Here is a 13,681-nt window from a genome sequence, read left to right on the forward strand (position 1 = left end):
GGCTCCTCCCTCGTACCTCCTCATCCTCGGGTCCGCGCGGGAGGTGGGCGTCGTCGGCGATGACGACCTCCGCCTGCATCCTTCGATGTATGTCAGGCCTCCGCTTCGGCGCGGACGGATCGCCCGTGCCGGTTCGGGGCATGATGCAGCCGTCAACTGCTGTCCCCCACCGGCACTTGAAGGAGTCCCCATGCTCCGCGGCATCGACGTCAGCGCGTATCAGTCGTCCTCGTACGCCACTTCCGGTCTCTCCTTCGTCTTCGTCAAGGCGACGGAGGGCCGTTCGTACGTCAACCCGAAGCTCAGCGCCCAGACGAAGCGCGCCCGCGACGCCGGCCTCGTCGTCGGCTTCTATCACTTCCTGTGGCCCGGCAACCTCACCGCCCAGGCGGAGTACTTCGTCGCCCACGCCCCCGAGCGGGCGGGCGACATCCTCGCCGTCGACTGGGAGACGACCAGCGAGGGCACCCACGCCTCCAACGCGGAGAAGGACCGCTTCCTCCGCAAGGTGAAGGAGCTGCGGCCGGCGCACCGGGTCCTGCTCTACTGCAACAGAAGCTACTGGCTGAACATCGACACCACCTCGTACGCCGGCGACGGCCTCTGGATAGCCGACTACGTCACAGCGGGCGAGCCGCGCATCCGGGCGCCGTGGCGCTTCCACCAGTACACGGACGACCCGGTGGACCGGAACGTCGCCGACTTCGCCGACCGGGCGGCCCTGCGGGATTGGGCGAGCGTTACCCTCTGACCTGCGGTTCGACAGGGCCGCAGGTCAGAGGGGAGCGTCACGACATGGGTGGGGCAGTCGCCGCGGTCAGCAGCAACGGGTCGTACTCGTTCACCAAGCCGAACCGGGAAAGCATCGTGCTGCTCGCCGGGCTCGGGGTGGAGGGGGATGTGCATGCCGGTACGACGGTGAAGCACCGTTTCCGGATGGAGAAGGACGCCTCGCAGCCGAACCTGCGTCAAGTGCACCTGATGCACGAGGAGTTGTTCGACGAGCTGCGGGAGACCGGGTTCGAGGTCGCGGCGGGGCAGCTCGGCGAGAACGTCACCACGCGGGGCGTCGACCTGCTGGGGCTGCCCGTCGGCACACTGCTGCACCTCGGGGAGGAGGCTGTCGTGGAGGTGACCGGGCTGCGCAATCCCTGCGCGCAGATCGACACCTTCCGGCAGGGCCTGCTGAAGCAGGTCGTCGGCCGGGGCGAGGACGGCAAGGTCCGCTTCAAGTCCGGGATCATGAGCGTCGTCGTGACCGGCGGCACGGTCCGGCCCGGGGACTCGATCAAGGTCGAGCTGCCGGACGGACCGCACCGGCCGCAGGAAATCGTCTAGCTCCCGGCAGGGACTATCCGCGGAAGTCCGCCGGGCGCTCCTGCGGTGCCTCCGTCAGCGCCTTGGTCACCGCGTCGAGGCCCTCCTGGAGGCCGTAGACGGGCGTGCCCGGCTGCTGGCGCCAGGAGTCGTCCAGGCCCCCGGCGTCGACCGTGTCGAAGCCGATCTCGTCGATCAGGTCCCGCACGCGCTGCTTGGCGGCCGCGTCGTCGCCCGCGACGGGGAGGGCCATGCGGTCCGGGGCGCCGGCCGGGCGCGGGCGGTCCAGGATGTCCTGGGCGTAGGTGCCGTTGAAGGCCTTGATGACCGTGTGGCCGATCTGCTGGGCGGTCCAGCGGCTCTCGGTCAGGCCGTCGTCCTCGATGGCGTCGATCCGGCCGTCCCGCTGCTGCGGGTAGTAGTTGCCGGTGTCGATGACGGCGACGTTCTCGGCCGCCCCGTCGAGGACGCCGTCCGGCAGGTCCGGTACGGCCTTCAACGGGATGGTGACGACGACGATCTCGGCGCCGCGCGCGGCCTCCTCGACCGGTACGGCCGTCGCGCCCGTCTCCTCGGCCAGCGCGGTGAGGGTCTGAGGTCCGCGCGAGTTGGCGATGGCGACCTCGTGACCGACGGCGGTGAACCGCCGCGCCAGGTTGCCGCCGATGTTGCCCGCTCCGATGATGCCGATCTTCATGACAGACCCTTCCGGGATTGATGCACGTGCATATGTCCGACTGCAGGCATCAACCCCGGGGGCGCACGACCTATTCCGGAGTGCCGGGCGAATGAGTGACGGTCCTCAGATCCGCACCACGATCTTGCCGGTGTGCGTGTTGGACTCCATCAGCCGGTGGGCGTCCCGGACGGCGTCGAGGCCGTCGAAGACCTCGGCGATCACCGGGCGCAGGGTGCCGTCGGCCAGTCCCGAGTTGATGTAGTGGGAGGCGCGGCGGCGGCCCTCGGCGGTCCGGGAGACGTTCGGGTTGGCGTAGCCGTGGACGGTGAGGGGCCAGTTCATCGGGAGTTGGGTGGGGATCCCGGAGAGCCAGCCATAGCTGATCAGGGTGCCGTTCGGGACGACGGCGTCGCCCAGGGCGGCGAAGCCGGGGCCGCCGATCGCGTCGAGGACGATGTCGACGCCGCGGCCGTCCGTGAGCCGCTTGGTCTCCTTCACGACGTCCTCGCGCTCGGTGACGATCACCTGGTCCGCGCCGAGGTCGAGCAGTCGCTGCCGCTTGTCGTCGGTGCGGGTGGTCGCGATCGGGATCGCGCCGGCGCGGCGGACCACCTGGAGGGCGGCGGTGCCGACGCCGCTGGACGCGCCGGTGACCAGCACCCGGTCGCCGGGCTGCATGCTCGCGGTCCGCAGCAGGGCGCCGTACGCCGTGGAGTAGGTGACCCAGACGGCGGCCGCGGTGACCGCGTCGACTCCGGCGGGCCGGGGCACCACGGCGCTCTCGTGCAGCAGGATCCGGTCGCCGTAGACGCCGTGGGCACTGAGTTCGAAGTTGGCCGCCGCCATCACGGGGTCGCCTGGCGCGTGGGTGCTCACGCCCTCGCCGACCGCCTCGACGGTGCCGGCGGCCTCGTAGCCGTTGCGGGAGGCGGGCAGGGTCGGCTGGTAGTAATAAGTCCCGGCACGGTAAAGGGCTTCGGCGCGGTTGAGTCCCAACGCCTCGACGCGGACGGTGAGTTCGCCGGGGCCGGGTGCGGGCAGCTCGACGTCCTCGACCTTCAGGACGTCCGGGCCGCCGAGTTCGTGAAAGAGCACTGCACGGGCGGTAGTTGAAGTCATGCCGTCGACGCTAGAAGGCGGCTGCGAGACGAACCATGCCTGTCTGTCTCCCTTTCCTGTCCGTTCGTCTCGCCGGGGCGTCGGCGGGTTACGGTACGGGCATGGACGTACTCAGCGACGCCATCGCCGCCATGCGCACCGGGCGCCCGCACTCCTCACGCCGGGACAAGCACGCGCCCTGGGGCATGCGTTTCGAGGCCTCGGACGGGGCCGGGTTCCATGTGGTGCTGCAGGGTTCGGCGTGGCTGATCCCGGCGGACGGCGAACCGGTGGCGGTCGGCCCCGGGGACGTGGTGTTCCTGGCGCACGGGCGCGGGCACGCACTGGCCAGCGGTCTCGACGTACCGCTGGAGGAGGTGCGGCTCGGCCCGGACGGCCGCTGGCCCCGGCTTCCGCCCGCGACAGACGAGTCGGGCCCGACGACCGTGATGCTGTGCGGCGCGTACCAACTGGACCGGCATCGCGCCCACCCCCTCCTCGCCGAGCTGCCGGAGGTGGTGCACCTCCCCACCCGCATCGGCGCGCACCGCTCGCTGCGCGCCGCCGTCGAACTCCTCGGCATGGAGCTGGAGGAGCCGCAGCCGGGCGCGGACACGATCGTCACTTCCCTGCTGGACACCCTCCTCCTGTACATCCTGCGGGCCTGGTGGCAGCGCGAGCGGCACGGCGGCGGGCACCCCACGGGCTGGTCGGCCGCCCTCGCCGACCCGGCCGTCGCGGCGGCCCTGCGCGCCGTCCACGGCGACCCGTCGCGCCCCTGGACGGTCGAGGAACTCGGCGCCCGCGGCGGCCTCTCCCGCGCGGCCTTCGCCCGCCGCTTCACCACCCTGGTGGGCGAGCCCCCGCTGACGTACCTGACCTGGTGGCGCATGATCACCGCCGGGCGGCTGCTCCGCACGGACGACCTCCCGCTCCGTCTCGTCGCCCAACGCACCGGCTACACATCGGAGTTCGCCTTCGCCAAGGCCTTCAAACGGGAGTACGGGGTGCCACCGGGCCAGTACCGGAAGCGGGCTTCCTGACCGCCGCCGCAGCCGCCACCGCCGGACATGCCGAGGGGGCGCCCACCGGAGTCCGGTCGGCGCCCCCTCGTGGGCGGGTCACTTGTTCAGGTGCGCCCAGAACTCGTCGAAGGAGAGGACCTTGTCGCCGTTGAGGTCGCGGCTGGCGATGATCGCCTCGGCCACCGACTCGGTGACGTTCCAGTCGCCGCCCTGGGCGAGGGCGGTCTTGAACTCGGCGGCCGTGATGGAGCCGTCGCCGTCCGTGTCGATCCGCTCGAACTGCTTGCGTGCTTCCTCGATGTCCGCCACCGGATCCGCCCCTTTTCGTCGTACCTGAGTGTCTTGCTGTCTCACCGTGTTACCGGCGCAGGTCAGATTAGCTGGCCGCGCGAGCCTCCAGCGCGGCGACCACCCAGGCGAACTCCTCCGCGTGGGACTTCACGGGCGTCTGCTTGAGCGTCCCGATCAGTTCGCGGTAGCGGGCGAGCCGGACATTGTGGGTCGCCCTGATGCGTATGAGGACCTCGGCGCGGTCGGCGTCGCCGAACAGTTCCCGCAGCACCCTCTCGGCCTCCGGCGCCTGCGGCCCGATCCCGTGCTCCCGCGCCTTCCCCACCAGCTCGACCAGCCGCTTGGCGAACCACCTGGACGCCCCGGCCGGCGTCTCGGGCCTCCGGTCGGCGTGATTGAGCTCGGCCGCCCCGCGCATCTGGGCCCGGAACTCCGGGTCCTGCACCAGCTCGGCCACTTCCACCCAGGCGTCGACCTGCTCGGGCGTCGGGTCGTCCGGCAGGTTCACCGCCGTGTTCCGCATCCTTTCGCGGATGTCCGGATCCACGGTGTCGAGCCCACGGAACATCTCCTCCACGAACTCCTCCATGATCCGCCTGCGCTCGGCCGCCGACAGCCGCGCCAGTTTGTTCATCAGGGTCATCTCCTCTGCGGTCGAACCGCGTCGCGCCACGGACGACAGCACCGCACGGGTCAGCTTCAGGGAGCTGATCTGTGCGTCCAGTGCCACCACGTGCGCCGCCGCGACCTCCGCCACCGTCCGCTCTCCGTCCAGCACCCTGCGCACGTCGGCCAGGCCGAGGCCCAGCTCGCGCAGGGTGCGGATCAGTTCCAGGCGGGCGGCGGACTCGGCGTCGTAGAGGCGGTAGCCGCCCGTGGAACGGGTCACCGGGGACAGGACGCCCTCGTCGGACCAGTAGCGGATGGTCCGCACGGTCAGACCGGTGGCGCGGGCCAGCTCGCCGATGGTGAAAAGGGCGGTGCCGTCGTACGGGGGGTCTGGGGGGTCTCCCCCCGGATGGTGCAGCATGTCTGCGAGTCTGGGCCTTCCAGTGGGTGGAGACTCAAGGAGCGCGATGGAGACCTTGCGGGACATTCTCGACGCGGCCGCCCGCGGTGTCTTCCCTCCGGCGAACGGTGCTACGACCGTCGTGCCGCAGGCCTGCCATCGGGACGCGGGGGTCTTCGCCTTCACCGCGCACACGGTGATCGCCACGGACGAGGACCCGGACTGGGTCCACGACACCCTGCGCGCCGTCGACTGCGACGCCCTCGCCGCGACCATGAACGCCCGCTTCCTGGCCGCCCTCATGGACCGCACGGGGCGCGGGAGCGACACGATCGACGTGATGACGGTGGGTTCTCCGCTGCCTGGCGAGCCCTCGCTCGGCCTGCGGGAGATCGCGGACCCTGACCACCCGAGGGTCGCAAGTTCCCGCAAGCGGCGCGACGACGTGCGGGTGTGGACCACGGAGGGGGGCGGCCTGCTCGTCCTGGGGCGTGGGGTCGCCGGGCGGCTGGAGGTCGCGGTCGAGGTGGAGGAAGGTGTACGGCATCGCGGCCTCGGACGCGAACTCGCGCTGGCGGCACGGCAGTTGAGCGGGAGTGAGCCGGTGTGGGCGCAGATCTCGGCAGGGAACGCCCGCAGTATGCGGGCGTTCCAGGCGGCCGGTTATCGTCCCGTCGGCTCCGAGGTGCTGCTCAGTGCCAGGGCTCGTAGTACGGGTTGCTCTCGCAGTCACTCATGATCTCGGTCTTGGTCGTCTTGTCGACCGGGCAGACGCCGATGATGTACTGGCGCGCGATCCCGCCGGGGAAGGCGACCTCGACCTGGTCGGCCCACTTGTGGGTGTCGCCGATGGTCTTGTTCACGTCCACGCCGCCGGGGGCGTCGATGTAGTAGTTGTAGCCGCTCTTCCACCACGTCTTGTACAGGTCGTGGTCATAGCTCGTGGAGACGTACGGCGAGGGCTGGTTCACCAGGACGTACTGCTCGATGTCGTACTGGCCGGTCAGGACGTCCTTGGGGTAGAAGCCCTGCTCGAACACGACGGACGGGCCGCGGCCGTCACTGCGGTAGAGCGTGCCGCACGTCTTGCGCCAGACGGGCTCGGGCGTGATGCGGCCGACGTCCACACGGCGGTCGGCGGCGGCCTTCACCGGGTCGTCGAACTGGGGGCAGGAGGGCGCTGCGGATACGGCGTGCGTGAGGGGCGAGGCGGTGGGGAGGGTCGCGGCGGAGGTCGCGAAGACGGCCGAGACGGACAGGACCACGGCAGCGGTACGCCGCCGCAGAGACGAGATGGTGATCATGGAGAGCACCCTCTCGTCTCCGCGGCGGCGGGCCGTGGATCATCACTCGTACGACGGCGTGTCCCGAACTTCCTTTGCCTCAGCGGAAGATGCCGGTGTGCCCGAGCGAGTAGCGGCCCGGCTGCGGGTACACCGCGAGGCCGTGCGGGCCGCTGCCGACCTTGATGCGGGCGAGCTGGACGCCTGTGCGGGTGTCGATGGCGTACACCTCGGAGTTGTAGCGGCCGGACAGCCACAGCACCTTGCCGTCGGCGGAGACGCCGCCCATGTCGGGGCTGCCGCCGTCGGGCAGGTGCCACTTCTTGGTCAGCTTGTTCTGGGCGAAGTCGAAGATGGAGATGGTGCCTTCGCCACGGTTGGAGATGTACATCTCACGGGAGTCGCGGCTGACATACAGGCCGTGGGTGCCCTTGCCGGTGGGCAGCAGGGTCGGCTCGGTGAACTTGTCGCCGTCCAGGACCCACATGCCGTCGGCCATCATGTCGGCGATGTAGAACCGCTTGCCGTCCGGGGAGACCTTCACGTCCTGCGGCATGGCCCCGTTGAACGGCAGCTTCTGCTGGCCGACGACCTTCATCTTCTCCGTGTCGACCTTCAGCAGTTCTCCGCTGAACTCGCAGGACACGATGAAGTACTTGCCGTCGAGCGAGAAGTCGGCGTGGTTGACGCCGTAGCAGCTGACCGGCACGGTCTTCTCGCGCTTCATGGTGTGCGCGTCCCGGAACACCAGCTCGCGGTCGAGCGAGGCCATCACGATCGCGTACTTGCCGTTGGGCGTGAAGTAGAGGTTGTACGGGTCGTGCACGTCGACCGTCCTGCCCGCCTTGCCGGTCCTCGGGTCGATGGGCGTGAGCGTGTTGCCCCTGTCGTTGTTGACCCACAGCGTCTTCATGTCCCAGGAGGGGACGACGTGTTGGGGCTGCGCGCCGACCGGGATCGTCTCGATGACCTCGTACGTCTTGGGGTCGATGACCGAGACGGTGTTGGAGTTGGTGTTGGGGACGTAGACCCGGGAGGGGAAGTCCCTGACGGCCGGGGAGAGCTGGTTGGGGCGGTCCGCCGCGTAGACGTCCGTCGGGTCGAGCACCGGGGGCATGCCGGGCAGGCCCTGCACCGTCTCCCTCTTCGGCTGCGCCGGCTGGAGCGCGGCCTTGGTGCCCAAGGCCTCGTTCGCGTGGCCGCTCTTGGCCTCGCCGCCGCAGGCGGCCAGGGTGGCGAGGGCCACGAGGGCGAGGCTCGTGATCAGGGGGCGCTTCAGGAGGGTGCGGTGGGGGGTTTGGGGGCGGGTGGGGGGTGAGGGTGGGGTTCTGGGTGTGGGTGGTGGTGGGGTTCTGGGTGCGGGTGCGGTTCTGGGTACGGTGCATCAGCTCAGCAGCTCCGTGGTCGTCACCGCGCGCAGGCCGCGGCGGTCGAGTTCTTCCAGGACGGCGGGCAGCGCGGCGACCGTGTCCGCGTACCCGAAATGCAGACTCACCACCGACCCGTTGCGGACCTCGCCGCCGACCTTGCGGGTGATGGCGGAGGCGCCAGGCGACGTGAAATCGAGCGAGTCGACGTCGTACGACAGGACGTGCGGGTACCCCGCGCGGCGAGCCAGCCGTTCAACGAGCGGAGAGGCGCGGGGGGAGCGCGACGGCCTGAACCAGGTGCCGACGGAACCGGTGAGACGGCGCAGGCGCTCGGCGCAGCCGCGGATCTCCGCGTTCGCGTCAGCCTCCGACATCGCGTTGATGTCGAGGTGGCGCAGGGTGTGGTTGCCGAGGTCGTGGCCACCGTCGAGGATCCGGCGGGCCATCTCCGGGTGCTCGTCCAGCCAGCTGCCGACGGCGAGCACGGTGACCCGGGCTCCGCCCTTCTCGGCCTCGTCCAGCAGCGACCGGGCGATGGCGGGGGCGCCCTGGCCGTGGAAGGTGAGGGCCACTTGGGGGCGGGTGCGGGGGCCGTGGGTGATCTGGGCGGGTTGCCCGGCGAAGCGGTGCGCTGCGAGCGGCGTGTGCGGGGGGTGGGGCTTGGCGGTGGTCGGGGGCGCGGCTGCGGGGTGGGCGGCGGCACCGGGCGCCGCGCACCCGCTGCCGAGCGCCCCGGCTGCGGCGATGCCGACGCCTGCGCGCAGCGCCGAACGGCGGTCGGTGGTGGTCACGTGGACCATTTAAGGGGGGCGGGATGGGAAATGTACCTATTTACCTGTTTGGCGGAGGGGGTGGGTCGTGGTGTGCGGTTGCTGGCGGGGGCGCCTGTCGCGGGGCGCCTGCGGTGCGGTGGGTGGGTCGGGGCCGTGCCGGTACGTCTTGCCCGTCGCCGCGTGGGCGTACTACCCGGGGTTGAAACACGGCGAGACTCGGCGGGCGATCTGCTACGCGACGGGCAGAGACGTACCGGCACGGCCCCTTCCGTGCGTACGCGGCTGCGGGTGCGTGGTCGCTCGCATGGCGGCGGGTCCGTCCTCCCTGCGGGCATCGTGTGCGAAGGAAAGAAGACGGTGACCGGGGTCAGCGGTCGGCGACTCGCATTTCGAACCACGTGGTTTTGCCGCGTGGGAGCAGGTCTACGCCCCAGCGGTCGGAGAGTTTGTCGACGAGGAACAGGCCTCGGCCGCTCAGGTCCATTTCCTGGACCGGCATCAGACAGGGCAACCCCCGCGAGGGGTCACGGACCTCGATGCGGATCCAGCCGCGCCGGCGCCGCATCCGCAGCCCGAACACGCGGGCGCCCGTGTGCCGTACGGCGTTGCCGACGAGCTCGGAGACGAGCAGGACGGCATCCTCGGTCATCTTCGGCGAGAGCCCCCAGTGCCGTAGGACGATCACCTGGGTGAGCCGCCGCGCGGTGGCCGCGGACTCGGGGCGGGACGGCAACGGCACCTCGGCCTCCGTCGGGTTTCCGAACAACTCCAGCGCCTTCAGCGCCTGTTCGTCCTCGACCGCAGGCGACCAGCGCGCCGCGGTCGCACTCCCGTGCCGCCGCGGCTGTTCGATACCCTCCGGCCCCGCCATGCCTCCATCATGGCCGCCCAACGCGCCCTTCGGGGCCGTTCCGAAGGAATACGCCCCCCGGAACCCCCTATTCCGCAAGATCCGATCGGCATATGCCAGGGGCATTTCGGTTGCGGTTGCAGCCGGTTTGACCTGCAAATACTGGGCAGTTGAGGCAATCGCCAGAGCCCCCCGAAGCGGCAGGCTTAAGGTTGCGTTAAGGCTCCCATAAACCGCCCCTTCGGGGGACACCGGGTGAGACATCGCGTCAACTGCAAGTGGATCAGCAGAAGTTGAGGAGTGAATTTCCGTACCCCCACGGCGTGTTTCGGGGACGCGGAACGGAGCGCGGACTCAGAGGAACTTGGCCTTGCCCGGGCCCTCCTCGACGAAGCTGCGCATCCCGCGCTCGCGGTCCTCCGTCGCGAACAGCCCCGCGAACCAGTTCCGTTCGACGGCGAGCCCGGTCTCGATGTCCGTCTCCAGGCCCGTGTCGATCGACTCCTTGGCGGCGCGCAGCGCGAGCGCCGGCCCCTGCGCGAGCTTCGCGGCCCAGGCGTGCGCCTGTGCGTACACCTCGTCGGCCGGTACCACCCGGTCGACGAGTCCGAGCGCCAGCGCCTCGTCTGCCTTCACCATCCGGCCGGTGAAGATCAGGTCCTTGGCCTTGGAGGGGCCGATCAGCCGGGAGAGGCGCTGGGTGCCGCCCGCGCCGGGGATCAGGCCGAGCAGGATCTCCGGCTGTCCGAGCTTCGCGTTGTCCGCGGCGATGCGAATGTCGGCGCACAGCGCCAACTCGCAGCCCCCGCCCAGCGCGTAGCCGGTGACGGCCGCCACGACCGGCTTCGGGATGCGGGCGACAGCGGTGAAGGACTCCTGCAGCGCCCGGGACCGTACGATCATCGCCGTATGGTCCATGGCCTGCATCTCCTTGATGTCCGCGCCCGCCGCGAACACCTTCTCCCCGCCGTAGATCACCACGGCGCGCACGTCCTCGCGGCGCGTGGCCTCCTCGGCGAGCTCCTTGAGCCGGTCCTGCGTGGCGACGTCCAGCGCGTTCATGGGAGGGCGGTCCAGGCGGATCGTTCCGACGCCTTCTGCCACTTCGAGATGCACAGTCATGCCGGCCAGGTTAACGGTGATTAACGGGAGCGGGCCCGGTGCCGTTGCTCACAGAGGTGAGCAGCGGCGCCGGGCCCGCAAGCCGGGAAGGGGCGAAGCCCTACGCCGTCCAGTCCGCCCAGGACATGTTCCAGCCGTTGAGGCCGTTGTCCGGTGCGACCGTCTTGTCCTTGGAGTGCTTCACGATGACCACGTCGCCGGTGATGGAGTGGTCGAAGAACCAGGCCGCCGGCGCGTTGCGGTCGCCGCCGCCCCGGTTGTCGCGCAGGCCGACGCAGCCGTGGCTGGCGTTGTAGTTGCCGAAGGCGTCGCCGCCCCAGTAGTTGCCGTGGATGAACGTGCCCGAGTCGGTCAGGCGCTGGGCGTCGGGGACGTCCTTGATGTCGTACTCGCCGCCGTAGCCGACCGTCTCGCCGTTCATGCGGGTCACCCGGAGGCGCTCGCTGATGACCATCTGGCCGTTCCAGGTGTCGTAGCCCGGCTTGCCCGTGGTGATCGGGATGGTCTTGTAGACCTTGCCGTCGCGCTTGACGACCATCTTGTGGGTCTTGACGTCGACGGTGGAGACCTGGCTGCGGCCGATCGTGAACGTCACGGTCTTGGCCTGCTTGCCGTAGACGCCGGGGCGGCCCTCGACGCCGTCGAGGTTGAGCTTGACGGTGACCTTGGTACCGGCCTTCCAGTACTGCTCCGGGCGGAAGTCGAGGCGGTCGTTGCCGAACCAGTGGCCCTGGACGTCGACCGCGGGCACCGTCTTGATCTCGATGGCCTTCTCGACGTCCGCGGGGTGCGTGATGCCCCGGGTGAAGCGGATCGAGAAGGGCATGCCCACGCCGACCTTTGAGCCGTCCTCGGGTGCATAGGTGCCGACGAAGGTGTTCTTCGGGGTCAGCGTGGTGAAGGCGGAGTCCTCGGCGGACTCACGGCCGCCGGAGTCCTTGGCCACCGCGTGGACCTTGTACTTCGTGGCCGAGGCGAGGTGCGTGGCGGGCGTCCAGGTCGCGCCGCCGTCCGTGATCTTCCCGGCCACCGCGTTGCCCTTGGTGTCCGCGACCTCGACCTCGGTCAACTTGCCCTTGGCCGCGCTCACCTTGAGGGCGCCGCTGGTCTTCACGTCGTCGGCGCCGTCCTTCGGCGCGATCGTCACGACGGCCTGCGACGCCTTGGTGTCCGCCTTGGTGGAATCCTTGCCCTTGGCGTCGCCGGAGCCGGACCCGGAATCCGAGTCCCCTCCCCCGCATGCCGTCACGGCGAACAGCAGCACCCCGAGCAGCAGCGCCAGCAGGCCCTTGCTCCGGTATGCCCGTGCGCCAACCGACGCCCCCGATATCGGTCGCCCGTTCACAGTCGTTCTCCCCTCGCACGGCCTGATCAGGCCCGCACTCCAGCGCGGCCCCCGCGCGTATCGCGCTAATTAATCACACGGCCTGCGGCGATGGCTCCCCGGGATTGTCACTGTTCAGTCCCAACTTGGGCCGTGTGGGGGCGTGCTCGGGTCCGCGCGATGCGTACCCCTATGTCGCGCTACTTCACGGCACCGCCCGCTTTCCACTCCTTCCAGCCCATGTTCCACCCTCCGAGTCCGTTGTCGGGAGCGACCTTTTTGTCATTGCTGTGGACGACCTCGATGACGTCGCCGATGAGGCTGCGGTCGAAGAACCAGCCCGCGGGCGTGTCCGAGCTGCCGCCCTTCACGTCCTTGAGGCCCACACAGCCGTGGCTGACATTGGTGTTGCCGAAGCTGCTCGGCGCCCAGTAGTTGCCGTGCAGGAAGGTCCCGGAGTCGGTCAGCCGCATCGCGTGCGGGACGTCCGGGATGTCGTACTCGCCGCCGAAGCCGACCGTGCGGCTGTTCATCCGGGTCACTTCCAGCATCTCGGTGACCACCATTTTCCCGTTGTACGTCGTCGTCTTCGGAGCGCCCGCCGTGATCGGCACCGTCGCGAGAAGATCGCCGTCGCGGCGTACCTGCATGGTGTGCGCGGTGGCGTCGACGAGGGAGACCTGGCTGCGGCCGACGGTGAACGAGAAGGATTTGTACTGGAGTCCGTAGACGCCGGGCGCGCCCTCCACGTCCCGCAGCCGCAGGTCGACCGTCACCTTGGTCCCGGTCTTCCAGTAGGTCTCCGGCCGGAAGTCGACGCGGTCCTTGCCGAACCAGTGCGGGCGGATCGCCACGGCGGGCTTCGCCTCGACGCGGATCGCGCGCTCGACGGCCGCCCGGTTCTCGATCTCCCGGTTGAACTCCAGCGAAACGATCATTCCGGTGCCGACGGTGGAACGGTCCTCGGGGGTCACGTACCCGATGAACCGCTCCCCCGGGACGTACGTCGTGAACGTCGTGTGCCGTGCCGAGCGGCGCCCGTGTCCGTCGAGGGCGACCACGTCCAGGGTGTACTTGGCGGCGAGCGCCAGCCGCTCGGCGTCGGGCTCCCAGGTGAGCCCGTCCTCGGAGATGTGCCCGGGCACCGGGGTCTCCTGGGCGTCCTGGGAGCGGACGGCCTTCACGGACTCCAGGCGGCCACTGGGCACCCGTACCCTGATCCGCTCCTCGGGGCGTACGGCCCGGCTGCCGTCGTCGGGCGAGATACGGATGACGTCCTCGGGCGCGCGGGGTTTGCCGAGCACCTGGTCCATCCCGTCCGACGTGCAGCCGGCGGCCCCGGCCAGCAGGGCGGCCCATGTCAGTGCGGCGGCCAGCGCGGCCCCTGCGCGCCGCGCGCGCGTCTGTGCGTGCATCACACAGGGCCCAACGACCATGCCCCTCTGGGGAAACGTGAGTGCGAGCCAAGGTCTGGGCAGAACAGTGGGGAGGACGACGCGAAGGGGAGCCGCGGCCGGGACGCCGTACGCCCGTTTTCGCG

Annotated in this window: 15 protein-coding genes; 4 read left to right on the forward strand and 11 right to left on the reverse strand. The window is 70.1% G+C overall.

Translation table 11 applies throughout. The annotated features are described in order from the left end of the window. Positions 1 to 190 precede the first annotated feature (190 nt). Together AB5J56_RS14570 and AB5J56_RS14575 are read left to right on the forward strand one after the other, a co-directional pair. Positions 191 to 751, forward strand: coding sequence for a glycoside hydrolase family 25 protein (locus AB5J56_RS14570; RefSeq protein WP_369233138.1), 561 nt, complete (start codon positions 191 to 193; stop codon positions 749 to 751). A gap of 44 nt (positions 752 to 795) precedes the next feature. Continuing rightward, positions 796 to 1,338, forward strand: coding sequence for an MOSC domain-containing protein (locus AB5J56_RS14575; RefSeq protein WP_369233139.1), 543 nt, complete (start codon positions 796 to 798; stop codon positions 1,336 to 1,338). A 13-nt stretch (positions 1,339 to 1,351) separates the two neighbouring features. Here the strand turns inward: AB5J56_RS14575 and AB5J56_RS14580 are convergent, their stop codons facing one another. Continuing rightward, entirely contained in the window at positions 1,352 to 2,032 is a 681-nt protein-coding gene (locus AB5J56_RS14580) for an NADPH-dependent F420 reductase (RefSeq protein WP_369242547.1), read from the reverse strand. A gap of 87 nt (positions 2,033 to 2,119) precedes the next feature. Then, on the reverse strand, positions 2,120 to 3,115 hold the full coding sequence (locus tag AB5J56_RS14585) for a zinc-dependent alcohol dehydrogenase family protein (RefSeq protein WP_369233140.1): 996 nt from the start codon (positions 3,113 to 3,115) through the stop codon (positions 2,120 to 2,122). Positions 3,116 to 3,216: 101 nt separating this feature from the next. On the opposite strand from AB5J56_RS14585, the gene AB5J56_RS14590 reads away from it, so the two are divergent. Further along, a complete protein-coding gene (locus tag AB5J56_RS14590; RefSeq protein WP_369233141.1) occupies positions 3,217 to 4,137 on the forward strand; it encodes an AraC family transcriptional regulator in 921 nt (306 codons plus the stop codon). Between the two features lie 78 nt (positions 4,138 to 4,215). Here AB5J56_RS14590 and AB5J56_RS14595 read toward each other — a convergent pair whose 3' ends face one another. Continuing rightward, positions 4,216 to 4,428 carry an EF-hand domain-containing protein gene (locus tag AB5J56_RS14595; protein ID WP_327431872.1) on the reverse strand — a complete coding sequence of 71 codons (213 nt, stop codon included), beginning with the start codon at positions 4,426 to 4,428 and terminating at the stop codon, positions 4,216 to 4,218. Positions 4,429 to 4,495: 67 nt separating this feature from the next. Beyond that, positions 4,496 to 5,440 carry a MerR family transcriptional regulator gene (locus AB5J56_RS14600; protein WP_369233142.1) on the reverse strand — a complete coding sequence of 315 codons (945 nt, stop codon included), beginning with the start codon at positions 5,438 to 5,440 and terminating at the stop codon, positions 4,496 to 4,498. A 46-nt stretch (positions 5,441 to 5,486) separates the two neighbouring features. Here AB5J56_RS14600 and AB5J56_RS14605 point away from each other — a divergent pair, with 46 nt between their 5' ends. Beyond that, positions 5,487 to 6,158 (forward strand): GNAT family N-acetyltransferase, encoded by a 672-nt coding sequence (locus AB5J56_RS14605; RefSeq protein ID WP_369233143.1) that lies wholly within the window; start codon positions 5,487 to 5,489, stop codon positions 6,156 to 6,158. Here the strand turns inward: AB5J56_RS14605 and AB5J56_RS14610 are convergent. The 7 genes from AB5J56_RS14610 to AB5J56_RS14640 form a co-directional block, all read right to left on the reverse strand. After that, the gene (locus AB5J56_RS14610) at positions 6,112 to 6,723 is read right to left on the reverse strand and encodes an ADP-ribosyltransferase (protein WP_369233144.1); all 612 of its coding nucleotides are present in this window, start codon (positions 6,721 to 6,723) and stop codon (positions 6,112 to 6,114) included. The genes AB5J56_RS14605 and AB5J56_RS14610 overlap by 47 nt on opposite strands. 79 nt (positions 6,724 to 6,802) lie before the next feature. Then, on the reverse strand, positions 6,803 to 7,981 hold the full coding sequence (locus AB5J56_RS14615) for a YncE family protein (protein ID WP_369242549.1): 1,179 nt from the start codon (positions 7,979 to 7,981) through the stop codon (positions 6,803 to 6,805). Positions 7,982 to 8,086: 105 nt separating this feature from the next. Continuing rightward, a complete protein-coding gene (locus AB5J56_RS14620) occupies positions 8,087 to 8,872 on the reverse strand; it encodes a polysaccharide deacetylase family protein (protein ID WP_369233145.1) in 786 nt (261 codons plus the stop codon). Positions 8,873 to 9,212: 340 nt separating this feature from the next. Beyond that, complete coding sequence (locus AB5J56_RS14625; protein WP_356134101.1) at positions 9,213 to 9,716, reverse strand: ATP-binding protein; 504 nt, start codon at positions 9,714 to 9,716, stop codon at positions 9,213 to 9,215. Positions 9,717 to 10,049: 333 nt separating this feature from the next. Then, the gene (locus tag AB5J56_RS14630; protein WP_369233146.1) at positions 10,050 to 10,817 is read right to left on the reverse strand and encodes an enoyl-CoA hydratase/isomerase family protein; all 768 of its coding nucleotides are present in this window, start codon (positions 10,815 to 10,817) and stop codon (positions 10,050 to 10,052) included. Between the two features lie 100 nt (positions 10,818 to 10,917). Continuing rightward, complete coding sequence (locus AB5J56_RS14635) at positions 10,918 to 12,162, reverse strand: Ig-like domain-containing protein (RefSeq protein WP_369233147.1); 1,245 nt, start codon at positions 12,160 to 12,162, stop codon at positions 10,918 to 10,920. A gap of 179 nt (positions 12,163 to 12,341) precedes the next feature. Further along, positions 12,342 to 13,556 (reverse strand): Ig-like domain-containing protein, encoded by a 1,215-nt coding sequence (locus tag AB5J56_RS14640; RefSeq protein WP_369233148.1) that lies wholly within the window; start codon positions 13,554 to 13,556, stop codon positions 12,342 to 12,344. Positions 13,557 to 13,681: the final 125 nt, after the last annotated feature.

Source organism: Streptomyces sp. R21, assembly GCF_041051975.1.
GTDB lineage: Bacteria > Actinomycetota > Actinomycetes > Streptomycetales > Streptomycetaceae > Streptomyces.

What these genes read in the sequence shown, in the direction of transcription:
- AB5J56_RS14570 (WP_369233138.1), top strand. Translation starts at nt 191, where the DNA reads ATGCTCCGCGGCATCGACGTCAGCGCGTATCAGTCGTCCTCGTACGCC.
- AB5J56_RS14575 (WP_369233139.1), top strand. Translation starts at nt 796, where the DNA reads ATGGGTGGGGCAGTCGCCGCGGTCAGCAGCAACGGGTCGTACTCGTTC.
- AB5J56_RS14585 (WP_369233140.1), bottom strand. Translation starts at nt 3,115, where the DNA reads ATGACTTCAACTACCGCCCGTGCAGTGCTCTTTCACGAACTCGGCGGC.
- AB5J56_RS14590 (WP_369233141.1), top strand. Translation starts at nt 3,217, where the DNA reads ATGGACGTACTCAGCGACGCCATCGCCGCCATGCGCACCGGGCGCCCG.
- AB5J56_RS14600 (WP_369233142.1), bottom strand. Translation starts at nt 5,440, where the DNA reads ATGCTGCACCATCCGGGGGGAGACCCCCCAGACCCCCCGTACGACGGC.
- AB5J56_RS14605 (WP_369233143.1), top strand. Translation starts at nt 5,487, where the DNA reads ATGGAGACCTTGCGGGACATTCTCGACGCGGCCGCCCGCGGTGTCTTC.
- AB5J56_RS14610 (WP_369233144.1), bottom strand. Translation starts at nt 6,723, where the DNA reads ATGATCACCATCTCGTCTCTGCGGCGGCGTACCGCTGCCGTGGTCCTG.
- AB5J56_RS14620 (WP_369233145.1), bottom strand. Translation starts at nt 8,872, where the DNA reads ATGGTCCACGTGACCACCACCGACCGCCGTTCGGCGCTGCGCGCAGGC.
- AB5J56_RS14625 (WP_356134101.1), bottom strand. Translation starts at nt 9,716, where the DNA reads ATGGCGGGGCCGGAGGGTATCGAACAGCCGCGGCGGCACGGGAGTGCG.
- AB5J56_RS14630 (WP_369233146.1), bottom strand. Translation starts at nt 10,817, where the DNA reads ATGACTGTGCATCTCGAAGTGGCAGAAGGCGTCGGAACGATCCGCCTG.
- AB5J56_RS14640 (WP_369233148.1), bottom strand. Translation starts at nt 13,556, where the DNA reads ATGCACGCACAGACGCGCGCGCGGCGCGCAGGGGCCGCGCTGGCCGCC.